Annotated in this window: 17 protein-coding genes and 1 pseudogene; 4 read left to right on the top strand and 14 right to left on the bottom strand. The window is 38.4% G+C overall.

What is annotated here, in order from left to right; translation table 11 throughout:
- Nucleotides 1-237: 237 nt before the first annotated feature.
- The gene (locus tag AAGG74_RS21065; protein WP_429677096.1) at nucleotides 238-1,428 is read left to right on the top strand and encodes an MFS transporter; all 1,191 of its coding nucleotides are present in this window, start codon (nucleotides 238-240) and stop codon (nucleotides 1,426-1,428) included.
- Between the two features lie 122 nt (nucleotides 1,429-1,550).
- Here the strand turns inward: AAGG74_RS21065 and AAGG74_RS21060 are convergent, their stop codons facing one another.
- Nucleotides 1,551-2,423 carry a YitT family protein gene (locus AAGG74_RS21060; RefSeq protein ID WP_162104126.1) on the bottom strand — a complete coding sequence of 291 codons (873 nt, stop codon included), beginning with the start codon at nucleotides 2,421-2,423 and terminating at the stop codon, nucleotides 1,551-1,553.
- A 425-nt stretch (nucleotides 2,424-2,848) separates the two neighbouring features.
- On the opposite strand from AAGG74_RS21060, the gene AAGG74_RS21055 reads away from it, so the two are divergent.
- On the top strand, nucleotides 2,849-3,544 hold the full coding sequence (locus AAGG74_RS21055) for a hypothetical protein (RefSeq protein ID WP_429677095.1): 696 nt from the start codon (nucleotides 2,849-2,851) through the stop codon (nucleotides 3,542-3,544).
- A gap of 159 nt (nucleotides 3,545-3,703) precedes the next feature.
- On the opposite strand, the gene AAGG74_RS21050 is transcribed toward AAGG74_RS21055, so the two are convergent.
- From AAGG74_RS21050 to cspC, 13 genes and pseudogenes are all read right to left on the bottom strand, one after another.
- Nucleotides 3,704-4,480, bottom strand: a complete 777-nt coding sequence (locus AAGG74_RS21050; protein WP_225493546.1) for a sulfite exporter TauE/SafE family protein — start codon at nucleotides 4,478-4,480, stop codon at nucleotides 3,704-3,706.
- A 62-nt stretch (nucleotides 4,481-4,542) separates the two neighbouring features.
- The gene (locus AAGG74_RS21045; RefSeq protein ID WP_162104123.1) at nucleotides 4,543-4,770 is read right to left on the bottom strand and encodes a sulfurtransferase TusA family protein; all 228 of its coding nucleotides are present in this window, start codon (nucleotides 4,768-4,770) and stop codon (nucleotides 4,543-4,545) included.
- A 35-nt stretch (nucleotides 4,771-4,805) separates the two neighbouring features.
- Entirely contained in the window at nucleotides 4,806-5,933 is a 1,128-nt protein-coding gene (locus AAGG74_RS21040; RefSeq protein WP_429677093.1) for an MBL fold metallo-hydrolase, read from the bottom strand.
- Nucleotides 5,934-5,935: 2 nt separating this feature from the next.
- On the bottom strand, nucleotides 5,936-6,505 hold the full coding sequence (locus AAGG74_RS21035; protein ID WP_162104121.1) for a sulfurtransferase TusA family protein: 570 nt from the start codon (nucleotides 6,503-6,505) through the stop codon (nucleotides 5,936-5,938).
- Between the two features lie 55 nt (nucleotides 6,506-6,560).
- Nucleotides 6,561-6,929, bottom strand: coding sequence for a rhodanese-like domain-containing protein (locus AAGG74_RS21030; RefSeq protein WP_429677092.1), 369 nt, complete (start codon nucleotides 6,927-6,929; stop codon nucleotides 6,561-6,563).
- Nucleotides 6,930-6,962: 33 nt separating this feature from the next.
- On the bottom strand, nucleotides 6,963-7,445 hold the full coding sequence (locus AAGG74_RS21025) for a DsrE/DsrF/DrsH-like family protein (protein ID WP_162104119.1): 483 nt from the start codon (nucleotides 7,443-7,445) through the stop codon (nucleotides 6,963-6,965).
- 145 nt (nucleotides 7,446-7,590) lie between these two features.
- Nucleotides 7,591-7,851: a metal-sensitive transcriptional regulator gene (locus AAGG74_RS21020; protein WP_162104118.1), complete on the bottom strand. Its 261-nt coding sequence runs from the start codon at nucleotides 7,849-7,851 to the stop codon at nucleotides 7,591-7,593.
- 22 nt (nucleotides 7,852-7,873) lie between these two features.
- A pseudogene (locus AAGG74_RS21015) lies at nucleotides 7,874-8,217 on the bottom strand (sulfurtransferase).
- A 260-nt stretch (nucleotides 8,218-8,477) separates the two neighbouring features.
- Entirely contained in the window at nucleotides 8,478-9,029 is a 552-nt protein-coding gene (locus tag AAGG74_RS21010; RefSeq protein WP_429677091.1) for a cupin domain-containing protein, read from the bottom strand.
- Between the two features lie 137 nt (nucleotides 9,030-9,166).
- Nucleotides 9,167-9,547 (bottom strand): hypothetical protein, encoded by a 381-nt coding sequence (locus AAGG74_RS21005; RefSeq protein ID WP_429677090.1) that lies wholly within the window; start codon nucleotides 9,545-9,547, stop codon nucleotides 9,167-9,169.
- A 117-nt stretch (nucleotides 9,548-9,664) separates the two neighbouring features.
- The gene (locus tag AAGG74_RS21000; RefSeq protein ID WP_429677089.1) at nucleotides 9,665-9,859 is read right to left on the bottom strand and encodes a hypothetical protein; all 195 of its coding nucleotides are present in this window, start codon (nucleotides 9,857-9,859) and stop codon (nucleotides 9,665-9,667) included.
- Between the two features lie 212 nt (nucleotides 9,860-10,071).
- Nucleotides 10,072-10,248: a hypothetical protein gene (locus tag AAGG74_RS20995; RefSeq protein WP_429677088.1), complete on the bottom strand. Its 177-nt coding sequence runs from the start codon at nucleotides 10,246-10,248 to the stop codon at nucleotides 10,072-10,074.
- 374 nt (nucleotides 10,249-10,622) lie between these two features.
- Complete coding sequence (gene cspC / locus AAGG74_RS20990) at nucleotides 10,623-10,826, bottom strand: cold shock protein CspC (RefSeq protein ID WP_162104114.1); 204 nt, start codon at nucleotides 10,824-10,826, stop codon at nucleotides 10,623-10,625.
- A 771-nt stretch (nucleotides 10,827-11,597) separates the two neighbouring features.
- On the opposite strand from cspC, the gene AAGG74_RS20985 reads away from it, so the two are divergent.
- Nucleotides 11,598-11,915, top strand: coding sequence for a winged helix-turn-helix transcriptional regulator (locus AAGG74_RS20985; RefSeq protein ID WP_162104113.1), 318 nt, complete (start codon nucleotides 11,598-11,600; stop codon nucleotides 11,913-11,915).
- A gap of 74 nt (nucleotides 11,916-11,989) precedes the next feature.
- Nucleotides 11,990-12,625: an FMN-dependent NADH-azoreductase gene (locus tag AAGG74_RS20980; RefSeq protein WP_162104112.1), complete on the top strand. Its 636-nt coding sequence runs from the start codon at nucleotides 11,990-11,992 to the stop codon at nucleotides 12,623-12,625.
- Nucleotides 12,626-12,813 lie beyond the last annotated feature (188 nt).

Below are 12,813 nucleotides of genomic sequence, written 5' to 3'. Positions count from 1 at the left end.
CATTCCTTCCCGAAATATAAACGATACGTTCAGTATACGTAACATGATGAAAAAAATAAAACAGAACCTATTTACAAAACTGAACGTTTAGTATATTATTCGCTTATAAATAAAACTAAACGTTTAGTTTACAAAATACCTATAACTTCACAAATCATGAAACAACTATGCAAAGGAGATGAATCAGCCAATCATTGATCAAACATCATAAAACTAATGAAAAAGGAGTTCATTTTTATGTCTACATTAAACAAACAAAAAGCAGATCAAAGAATTTCGCCTAGCTTCACTCTTCTTCTCGCAACTGCATGCGGTATCATTGTCGCTAATCTTTACTATGCACAACCCTTGGTCGGATTAATTAGTGCAGCAATTGGAATTTCTCCAAGCAGTGCTGGATTGATTGTCACACTAACACAAATCGGATATGTTGCCGGCTTACTATTCCTTGTCCCTCTAGGAGATATGATTGAAAACAAGAAACTGGTCGTTGTATCGCTCCTGCTAAGCGCCGCGGCGTTGATTGCCACAGTGTTCGCGAAGGATGGAACACTATTTTTAGCAGCTGCGTTTTTCATCGGATTAGGATCGGTCGCAGCCCAAGTGCTTGTTCCATTTGCATCATACCTTGCATCAGATGCGGAGCGCGGCCGGGTTGTCGGCAATGTCATGAGCGGCCTATTGCTCGGTATCATGCTTGCCCGGCCGATCTCCAGTCTAGTCGCTGATATTTGGGGATGGAATGCAATATTTGCTTTATCCGCCGCGGTAAGTGTTGTCCTGGCAATCGTATTAGCCAAAGTGCTCCCTGCCAGAAAACCAGCAGCTCATACAAACTATACTGCCTTACTCAGTTCAATGTGGAGCCTGCTGCGCACGACTCCAATCTTACGCCGCCGTGCCATTTATCATGCGTTTGTATTTGGAGCTTTCAGCTTGTTCTGGACGACTGTTCCTTTATTATTGTCCGGTCCTGCTTTTCATTTTTCTCAGAAAGCAATAGCACTATACGCATTAGTGGGCATTGCGGGTGCAGCCGCTGCTCCCATTGGCGGCCGTTTAGCTGATCGCGGCTTGACCCGGGTTGCCACTGGAATCGCTCTCGGTGTTGTCATCGTTTCTTTATTGCTGCCGCTCATGATTCAGAGCAACTCCCCCTTCGGAATAGCAGTTCTAGTGGCCGCAGCTATTTTGTTAGATATGGGCGTATCTGCAAATCTTGTGCTCAGTCAACGTGCCATTTTTTCGTTGGCGCCTGACATTCGCAGTCGATTAAACGGATTATTCATGGCGATCTTTTTTCTAGGCGGAGCTATAGGGTCATCTATTGGAGGATGGGCATATGCCTCAGGCGGATGGAGTACAGCATTATGGATTGGAATTGCTTTTCCGGTCATCGCTTTTCTTTATTACACCACAGAAAAATAAGTCGTTCAGCAATATACAAAGGAAACAAAAATACCAAGGGCCTTAAAACCCTTGGTATTTCTATATCTGGTCGACCCTCACTAATGGAAAAAGCCTTTTTTGAGAGTTGCTGTAACTTTTCTCTAATGAGTATTGTGCTTTCTAAAATTGCTGCCTTTCACTTCAGCTACGTCATAGACGGTAACGAAGGCATCTTTGTCAATATCATTAATAATTTCCTTTAGTTTGGTTTCTTCTAATCGGTTGATGACACAAGTGATTTCTTGAAATTTCTCATGGGAAAATCCCCCGTATGCTTCTTTGTATGTGGCGCTTCGCCCTAATTGATCACGTATGGTCTCTACCATTAATGCAGGTTCGGCAGTAATAATTTGAAACGTTTTAGAACCGCTTAAGCCTTCCTCAACGACATGAATGACTTTGGATGCGATGTAGTAAGCAATGACTGAAAGCAATGCCCCTTGCAAACCAAATACGGTAGAAACAAAAATAAATACAAAAAGGTTTAAGAATAGAATAAGATCGCTCGTTCCAAATGGCAGTTTTCGGGATAGCAGCACAGCAAGCATATCAATTCCATCTAACGCGCCGCCATTGCGCAGCGCCAAGCCCATTCCGAATCCGAGGATAATCCCGCCGACAACGGTAATTAACAAGGTATCTCCCTCTAGAATAGCCGGAGTGTGGTGAAAAAAACTTGTCCCCGCGGCTAGCGATATGATCCCGATAATGGATAATAACGCAAACCCCTTCCCAAGTTGTTTATATCCTAACCAGACAAATGGAATATTGATAACGGCAATCAGAATCCCCAGCGGCAAATTAAAAAGCTGTGAACCAACAATGCTGAGGCCTGTCACCCCTCCATCAGAGACACTATTTGGAATAAGCACTGTTTCTAGTCCATATGCTGCTATAATTCCTCCGATAATGACCATGATGACTTGCAGGATCATTTTAGCCTTAGATTTCTTGCGTTTTTTGATTGTATTCATCTCATTCCCCATTCCTTGAATGTTTCGTTATATTTAACTATACCATAATACATTTTTTCAGTTAAAAAGATGCTTATAAAAAGAGCCAGCAAATATTAATGATGCCTTACTCCCCCTTTTTAAAATCAGCTCACATCTTTTACTGCATTGACTAATTATTGAGTGGAAATCAAAACCGACAGCTCTCCTTCATCCACAGATTATTTATCAGCCCGTCCCAAACATACTCGCATTTTCGTGGTACCTTCTTCTACTTCCTTTTCTCTATTACACACATGCAGGAAAAAGAGACAATTTGTGAAACTAACCAAAAATCATTTCCTCTTTTAAACAAATTTCAAACCATCACGTCTATCTCATGGTAATATTTAGATGAACAAATGTTTATATGTTCAGTAACCGAGTTAATGGAGAGGATTGAAAGAATGAAGAAATGTAGCAAGATATGTTATTGGAGTGCCGTCCTGCTGCTTGCCTTATCGCTTGCTGGGTGTACGGACGGTAAGAACGAAGAATCGAAGCAGCCTTCAAACCATGATGCCGCTGCAAAATCAGACGAACATCATGAAGCCAATAAAACAAGCAAGGCTGAAACGGAGCCGGCAACAGGATCAGACGAATCCGAATCAAAAGCTTCAACTGAAAAGTCTTCAAAAGAAACTTCCACGGCCGCATCAAGTGAAGCCTCTTCAGGGGAAGTAAAAAAAGAGAAGAAAAGTGAAGGCAATGGATTGACCTCGTATTCTTCCGAGAAAATCGAATATGCCCGCGTTTGGCTCCAGCTTGCGCCAAATCAAGAAATAGATGAATTGAATGTTCGCCATATTTCAGCCGGCGAACCGATCAATCCTAATGATGACACCAGTGCCAGCTATCCAGAAGATGTGATCCAGCTGGCAGGTTCCCGGTTAGTGGATGGATCTGTAACTTACAGCGGCAATGGAGATGGCACGATCAATGTATACAATGTTCCTTTACGCTGGGATTCCGCTGATGATTTAGATCCGGGCGTCATGCGGAAAGAGACTGAGAAGATCATAAAAAACAAAGAAAAAGTGTACGTTAATACAGGCGATGACAAAAAAATCAAGCACCTCATTGACCTAATGATTATTCATTAATCAGAAGAAAAACAAGCAAGTAACATCATGCTTGTTTTTCTTCTATAATTAACAGTTCCCTCCAATCACTATCCTTTTTCCCACAGTTAAGATTGAATGTGGCAACGTGTCATCACATAAAAGAAAACCAACGATTGCTGATACTTCCCCTGACTAACTTCAAAGGAACCCTAACCAAATTTTAATGGCGGTCGCTGCTATTAATAGCGCTAAAATCCATTGAAGAATTGTTGTATTTACCTTTTGTCCAACTTTTGCGCCAATAGGCGAAGCAATTAAACTAGCGATCATCAGAACGAGAGCTGGTCCAAAAAGCACCTGGCCTGTGATTACCTTTCCAACTGTTGCGCCAATAGAGGATAGAAATGTAATCGCAAGAGATGAGGCGACAGTGATTCTCACCGGAATATTTAAAATCGACAACATAATAGGAACAAGGATAAAGGCTCCGCCAGCTCCTAAAATGCCTGATACACCGCCAATGATAAAGGCTAAGGATGAGGCTAACCACTTATGAAATATGACCTCCTCGCCTTCCCTATGTTCTCGCCCTTTTTTAGGGATAAACATTAAAATAACAGCTATAATGGCTAGTATTCCGTATATGAAGTTAATCCCTTTTTCAGATATGAAATGAGAAAAGTAACTCCCCAATACACTCCCTATCAGAATACTGCTTCCCATATAAATGATTAATGCCTTATTTAATAACCCGCTTTTGCGATAAGCCCACACACCGCCAAGTGTCGCAAAAAAAACTTGAATCGCTCCTATCCCAGAAACTTGATGGGCTGTTAATGACATCACTCCTACTAAAGAAGGAATGTACAATAGCATTGGATAATTAATAACAGATCCGCCAATACCAATCATTCCGGAAATAAAAGCACCAATACACCCTATAATGAAAAGAGTGATCATAAAGGCAAGATCCATTTCGGTTTCCTCCTTTTCAAAGGAAAAGGGTATCTTTTTTATTCGATACCCTTTCACATCTATTAGCCTTTTTTAATCCAGAATTTCAGTACATCGCCTTCTTCAATTTGCTCTAAAAGGTCATGCCCGCCTGATTTTGACCAAGCCGCAAGATCACTTTTAGCTCCTTTATCTGTTGCATGCACTTCTAATACTTGGCCTGATTCCAGTTCATTCATCGCTTTCTTCGTTCTCACGATTGGCATAGGGCATGCCAGCCCTTTTGCGTCTAATACTTTATCTGATTTCATGTTCATCTCTCCTCTTTTTAATAGAAACTCTTGTGTTACCGAATTGCGCAACGGTTTGGCCCAATCTCCATTTCACGCTGTTTCTCTTCATCCGGACTGATTTTCCCCATGTTTGTTTCACGAATCTCTTGATAGGCATTTGGCTGCGGAGGCAAATGATCTGTCACTAAGTGTCTGAATTCTGTTTCATCCGTAATGTTCAAACCATGGTTTTCGGTAAATAATGTACTTAGTTTTTTACCAACACTTCCATCCTCATTTAGCTCATCAATGATCATAAAGTGTGCTGGTAATACAATTAAATCCTTTGATAACGCTTTGTAACGGCTATAAAGAGTTTTTCTTAAATCTCCCACCCAATCTTCTGCCATGCCGGCTAAGTCTGGTCTGCCAATTGAATCAATAAACAAGATATCACCTGAAAGAAGATACTGATCATCGACAATAAAAGAAGTGGAGCCAATGGTATGCCCCGGTGAATAAATCGGTTGAATTTTTATCTTTATATTTCCAATGATAATATCGTTGCCTTCTTCCAGCGGCTGATAATCAAATACCACTTCTTCTGCATCCTTCGGCGGTAACCAGTAGGTTGCTTTTGTTTTTTCAGCTATGACTCTGCCGCCTGAGATATGGTCTGCGTGAAGATGTGTATCAAATACGTGAGTAATCTCCGCACCCTTCTCCCTCGCAAAATCGATAAAGATATCTGCCATACGTGTTGCATCAATAATCGCCGCTTCACCATTGGAAATGACCATATATGACAGGCAGCCTTTCCCGATGCGAACAAACTGATACATCTCGCCGCCATCTTTTAAATCCCCGACTTTTACTGGCTCTAAATGTTCGCTCCACGCTTTCATCCCACCTTTAAGGTAGGATACAGAAAGACCTGCTTCAGAAAGCATTTCGGATACCATGACAGATGAACCTTCTTTGGCACAAACGACCAGCACTTCTTTATCAGACGGAATTTTCTCCAAGATATCTTCTACGCCATCTAAAAGATCGAAATACGGTACATTTAAATGGTCAAAATAATGCCCTTCAATCTTCCAATCGCTAAAATCATTTTCATTACGTACATCCAAAACAAATAAAGGTTCTTTGTTAAAGATTTTTTGTGTGACTTCTTTTGCGGTAAGTGCTTGCAAGGTCATGTTTACATACCTCCTTTTTCTGTTTTACCTGTCCAATCACGCATACCGGGGATGACATTGATTACTTTTTGAAACCCTTGTTTTTTCATAGTGCGAGCTGCCATTTCACTTCTTCTTCCTGAATGGCAAATAATATAAATGTCATCATCTTTGTTTAACTCGTTAGAGCGCTTTTCTACTTCGCCAAGAGGGATATGCACCACTCCGGGGATATGAGCTTCTTCATACTCCTCTATCTCGCGGACATCTAAAATGTGAAGAGACTCGTCATGATCCACTTTCTGTTTGAAAGCTTCTAAGGAAATCTCAGGAATTGAAGATGCATTTTCTGATGAATGCTCTCCTCCTTTTCGAAGAAAGTGACGAAGGACTTCTCCTTCTGTTTCAGTACCTAAATATTCATGGCCTGTGCTCTTGGCCCATGCTTGCAGATCTGCTGTAGAACCTTTGTCTGTCGCTTGAATCTCCAATACTTCACCAGCTTTTATATCCTTCATTCTCTTCTTTGTTTTTACGATAGGCATTGGGCACGCCAAGCCTTTAGCGTCTAGGACAATATTTGCTTTCATCATTTTTCCTCCTTTTCTTACATAGGGGTGGGGGTATATGAACAGATAAAAATCGGTGTTAATGCCATGTATTCATTCCCCCCTTTATATTTGTGATATGTTTAAATCCTTGTTTCTTCAATACTTTACTTGCCTTTACACTTCTCATTCCACTTTGACAGATCACAAAGACGTCTTTGTCTTTCGAAAGCTGATGTGTTTGACGAGGCAAGTTAGACAAGGGAATATTGTTGAACTCTTTAATATGTCTTGTACGGAACTCATGGGGGGTTCGTACATCAATAAACTGTTTATCCTTATTTTTCAGCTCTGACTTTAATTCAGCAGTTGTTATTTGTTTAACGCCCTGCAGTGGTAAAAAACGTCGAAATACGACCCAAAGTAAAAATAAAATGAGTAAAGTATTGATCATCACGCCACTACCCATAGTGATTCATAGCCTCCCTTGCAATGAATAACATTAGATAAATAAGTTGACATTGCCTTCTTCAGCATCTGCCAAATAAGCTGCTACACCAGCATAGTCGATATCGTCTAATAATTCTTTTTCTTGTAAACCAAGAAGATCCATTGTCATCGTACAAGCTACAAGCTTTACATCCTGTTCTTGAGCCATCTCAATTAACTGAGGCAATGTCAGTGCATTATGCTTTTTCATCACATTTTTAATCATTTTGGGTCCCATACCTGCAAAGTTCATTTTAGATAAACCCATCTTATCAGCGCCGCGAGGCATCATCTTTCCGAACATGTTTTCAAGGAACCCTTTTTTCACTGGAACAAGCTCTTCTTTACGCAAAGCGTTTAAACCCCAAAAGGTGTGAAAAATCGTCACTTCATGGTCGTAAGCAGCAGCACCGTTTGCAATAATATAGGCTGCCATTGCTTTATCGTAATCTCCGCTAAATAAAACAATTGTTGTACGTTTGGTTTGTTCTGTCATGGTAACCTCCTATCCTAATTACCCTATGGGGTATATCGGAAACAAAAATTTTTAATGTTATGAATCAAATTGTAAATACCAGCAGGGGTATATTATAACGCAGATAAAAATTCGTCAACCTTAAAGTGATAGGCTGATGAATATTTTATCGGCTTTTGACCAATAAGTCGACCGCTTCTTTCACTAAGCTGGATGTGTCTTCCCCCTGTTCCAAGCTTTCTCGAACACAATGTTCAAGGTTTGTACTCACAATAACACCTAATGCTCTATCCATTGCATTACGAGATGCAGCCAATTGAGTGACAACTTCTCTACAGTCTTTTCCTTGCTCCATCATCGTCAATACACCTTTAATCTGTCCTTCTATTCGGCGCAAGCGATTTTTAACCTTTTGATCATACTCCATATGAGTAATCTCCTTTCTTTTATTAATTGGTGCATTTGCAAGCTGCCAATTCATAACTATTCACAAGAATACCTTTTTGTGCTTTAGAAAGCGCACGCCTAAATGCAGCTCTACTCGATCACGAGCTATTATGTGTATTCTATCACGGGGAATCTCTAAATAAAAACGTTTTAAATACGCATATGGGATGTGTAAAGTCATGTCATCTGAGCGATTGGTTACATCGTTATAATGACGAATATCTAGTATTGTCATGTCTAATGCTTCTATTTCCTCTTTATTGACACAAAAAATACCTTTTACAGGATAATAACGTCTGTATATGGTATAAATCAATATTAGAACAAGCAGGATTGCGACTACCAAATAAGAAATTTGTTCACACCGCCTTTTTAACTGTTTCTGATTCTTATGTTATACCCCCACCGGTATAATGTCAAGTGCATGAGAATTTGTTTGGGCGCTATTTGGAAACTGTACATTGACGAGCCGCAAAAAAACAAGCCGATTTTACATATCGACTTGTTTCATCAAACACTTTAGCTCTTTTCTTTAGAACAATTGAGTTCCAAGCCTTCGTTTTTCATCGTACTTGACCGGGTTTTCCCTAGCTTAAAAAGTTTGTTTTATCTATGCTCCTCTTTCGCAGCATCCGCTTTTGTCACATGAACTGTGCCAAATGGATGGTTGGGAGGAGCATAAATAGAGTAAAGCTTTAACGGCGTATGGCCTGTATTGATTATATTGTGCCACGTGCCCGCAGGTATCATAATAGCCGAATCATCATAAACGTTTCTTTGAAACTGTAATAGATTTTTGCTTTTGCCCATTTTAACAATTCCTCGTCCCTGCTCAATTCGTAAGAACTGATCGACATGAGGATGAATTTCAAGACCGATATCCTCTCCAACATTGAGGCTCATTAACGTAACTTGTAAATGTTTCCCTGTCCATAGCGCAGTACGGAACGTATTGTTTTGTTTTGCTGCTTGATTAATATTTACCACAAATGGTTTTGGTCCATAATCAGTTAAGGAAAGCTGACGGTTTTCACATGAAGATCGCAAGTCTTCAGACCTGTTTACATAGCTTACCTCTTGCGGGTAAGCCGGATAAACAGACCTTACGTCGTAATACATCGGCACAGTAACAAAATAAGGATATTGTAAATAGTACATTTCTCGTCCCCACAATTTTAATTTTATGAAATATCCTATGCAAATGCTGTGGGAATGTGCCATCATTTCAGTAGCAACAATCTAGGACTTCCCCATTAAAATTGATAGACAATGATCGTTCAGGAAAAGCAACAATTTTATGATGGTGTGACTCCTCGATTCTTACCAATTAATAAGGTTATTGCAATACTTGTTATACTGACTAAAGTTCCTGCAACAGAAACAAAGATGATCAAAAACCCATCGGGAATAAGAAAACCAATTGGTATAAGCCACAAAAAAGCGAAAACGATAAAGCATTGATATATTCCAGATATTATCCTCACAATCCAATTGCCAAAAAAGGACATGGCTAGCGGAGGAATGAATAAAAACACAATGATTCCAATTGATATCAATAAGATAGCAGGCTCATCAAATGAAATAGCGTTATCCCCAAGGGAATCTTTAGCAGCTACTAGTACAGCAACAATAGACATCATTAGCGTAAGAAAAACCAAAGAAAATCTTTTTAACAATGTGATAGCTCCTTTTTAAATATTCCGTCATTTCAACAATCAACTTATATTATTCAACGACAAGGTGCTACGTGATATAACACCCTCTTTACCAATTTTTATTAAGTTTTTTTCATTTTATAACTTTTCATTTGCTTGCTGTGTTTGTTTTGCTGGTTCTTTGCTAAAAAGTCCAATAATGTTCCATAAAACAATGGCAGAAGCTATGATGAAACGAGCAGTACTGACTTCTTGGTTAGTAAATAATTTATAACCATATATTGATCCCAATGCTGCTATGCAAAAAATATTAAACCCTTTACTCCAACGCAATTAGAAAACCCCTTTTACCTTCATTACAATTTTCAAACAATCTATTCACGTATACAATATTATCAGTATTTTATTGAAAATATATAAATTTTTTCAATTTTCGACCTTAAATCTTTCTTAACTGGTTATTTCAAGAAACAAAAAAGGATGCTACACGATGTAACATCCTTTTCATGCTTTGATTCTCCATATAAACTAGTCTCAGTACCTTGTTAATCCGCTTTGTCCTGATTCTTAGGTGTAGTGAACGTTGTGGAATACCCAGCAGCTAATAAAAAGATAATAGCAAAACCATACGCTAATATACCTTGATGAAACATGAATATAAAAACCAAATGAAACGCTGCAGAAAGAATGATCAAAATAATTGTATACATGTTTAATCGCAAAGGGAAACCTCCCATACGAATTATTTACTTAATTTTACCATTCGCAATGATAAAATCCAATCAGATGAGGAATTTTGATAACTCTGTGATTTCTAATGCCTTACAATGTTCTTTCTAATTCCCAAAAACCATCCAATAACCCGCAAGAACAAAAAGTTAGTTAAAAAAGAAAGAAAAACAAATAATTTATATACATTCCGCCTATTGTTAATCCATTATGTTATACTGTAAACAAACCTTTGAAGTTTTAACCTTTTTCTATACCTTGTATCATCTCCCTACTCGAACGTTGAGTAGGGTTTTTTGTTGACGAAAACAAAGTAAAAAAAACAGGCCCTCTATAAAGAGCCTGTTTTTATATATACGATCAAAGATTAAGCATCTTTTTGAACGTTAGCAGCTTGAGGTCCGCGAGCACCTTGCTCAACGTCAAATGTTACTTTTTGACCTTCGTCTAAAGATTTGAATCCGTCACCTTGGATAGCAGAGAAGTGTACGAATACGTCGTCTCCGTTTTCACGTTCGATAAATCCAAAACCTTTTTCTGCATTAAACCATTTAACTGTACCTTGTTCCATGTTTGTTGCCTCCTAGTGCGTTTGCACACAATGTATTACTATCCTTGCCCCAAGTATCATCAAGACGAAAAGTTAATATTCATACTATCCTTTACACGAACAAAAATAATTCTTCTTTATCATAGCACGCCTCGTAAATAATTGCAAAGTAATATTGCGTTTTTCACGCTCCAATATTTGTTAAAATCAAAAAATGCCCAGTCGGACTTTACACTGATTTAAAACTTTTCATTTATTCTGGGCATTAGATGGGCACTGCTACCGCGGCCATCACATTCCACTCTCCCATTTTCTTTTGTCATGCGACAACTACATTCCACGTTCTAAATCTGCTATTTCAAAACGTATGAAGACTTGGAGCATCTCTACAAGACCATTACTTCATTAAAACGCTTTTCCAGCTCCTCCTAAAAGCATCTATGTTTAGTAAGTGAAATCTTAATATATCATTGCTGGTCTTTTCGTTTGTAAAAAAACTCCATATCTATTACAGTAAACTTAAGTAGATTTTTATACTAAAGTTATTAAACCCTTCCTAAAATATCCACATCTTGTTTCAAAAAGGATATTTCATTTCACAATCTTGATTTAAATATGTTAATAACCAATTTATCCAACTGGTACTTAAAGGAACTAAGGTGACAAAAAGTAACTAAAAAAATCGATATCAACCTTTTTAATTCAAAGGACCCAAATAATTTTTCGTTTTTTTTGTTACAATAAATGCATAAGTTATTTTTCATCCATATTGAATGAAGGAGGACATATCATATGGGCGAGTCAAAAGATTTACAACCTAAAGTAGAAAAAAGCTTCGAGATAATTGGGAAAAAGTGGACCGGATTAATTATTTATGTGCTAATGAGTGGGCCTAAGCGCTTCAGTCAGTTAAGCGAGAGCATGCCTTCCTTAAGTAGAAGGATATTAACTGAACGGATTAAAGAATTAGAAGAACAGGGAATTATTGTACGAAATGTAATCCCCGATCGTCCGATACGTTCTGAGTACTCTTTAACCCAAAAAGGAACAGAATTAGGTAAAATACTAGGACCGATTAGTCAATGGGCGGAAAGCTGGGTCAAGGATTGACCGTTCTTTTAGTACCTGCTATGCCAATAAATAAAACACTATTTCACATTATCTAATAAGGAAGGAAGATCTCCATGTCTAATGTTCTCTATATAACAGCACATCCTCTATCTGAAAATGAATCACTCAGCCTGACCGTAGGAAAAGAATTCATTGAAAGTTATAAACAAACACATCCTGAAGATGATGTAGTCCATTTAGATTTATATAAAGCTGATATTCCTTATCTAGACGCAGATGTATTTAATGGTTGGAAAAAACTTCGCTCTCAATCTTCACTTCAAGATTTATCAACGGATGAACGATTAAAAGTAGCCCGTTTAGTTGAATTAGGCGGACAGTTTTTGTTAGCTGATAAATATATTTTTGTAACCCCTATGTGGAATTTATCCGTTCCAGCTATCATGAAGACCTATATTGATGCAATCGCGGTGTCAGGCAAAACCTTCACGTATACAAAAGAAGGCTTAAAAGGCTTACTAAAAGGAAAAAAAGCTCTCCATATACAATCACGGGGAGACATCTACTCACATGGACCTGAAATGGAAAGAGAGATGGGAAACCGGTACTTAGAAGTTATGATGGATTTTTTCGGTATAAAATCTTTTGAAAATATTATTATTGAAGGACAAATGAAATTTCCAGAACAAACTCCTCAAATTAAAGATAAAGCAATTCAACAAGCCAAAGAGCTGGCTAAACAATTCTAATCCCAAACATCACAAGGCCTTGAACCCTATCAAGGCCTTTTTGTTTTACACATCTTCATATACTTAGCTCCCTCATAACTCTAACCTGCTTGATTGATACGACCCTATATCATCTTTTGGTTTTACTTCATTTATATATTAGTTGAAAAGCATCCATAACTTGTGCGATAAACAAACCTAAGTTACTA

Source organism: Bacillus mexicanus (assembly GCF_050445615.1).
Lineage (GTDB): Bacteria > Bacillota > Bacilli > Bacillales > Bacillaceae > Bacillus > Bacillus mexicanus.
This window is presented reverse-complemented; position numbering and strand designations above follow the sequence as displayed.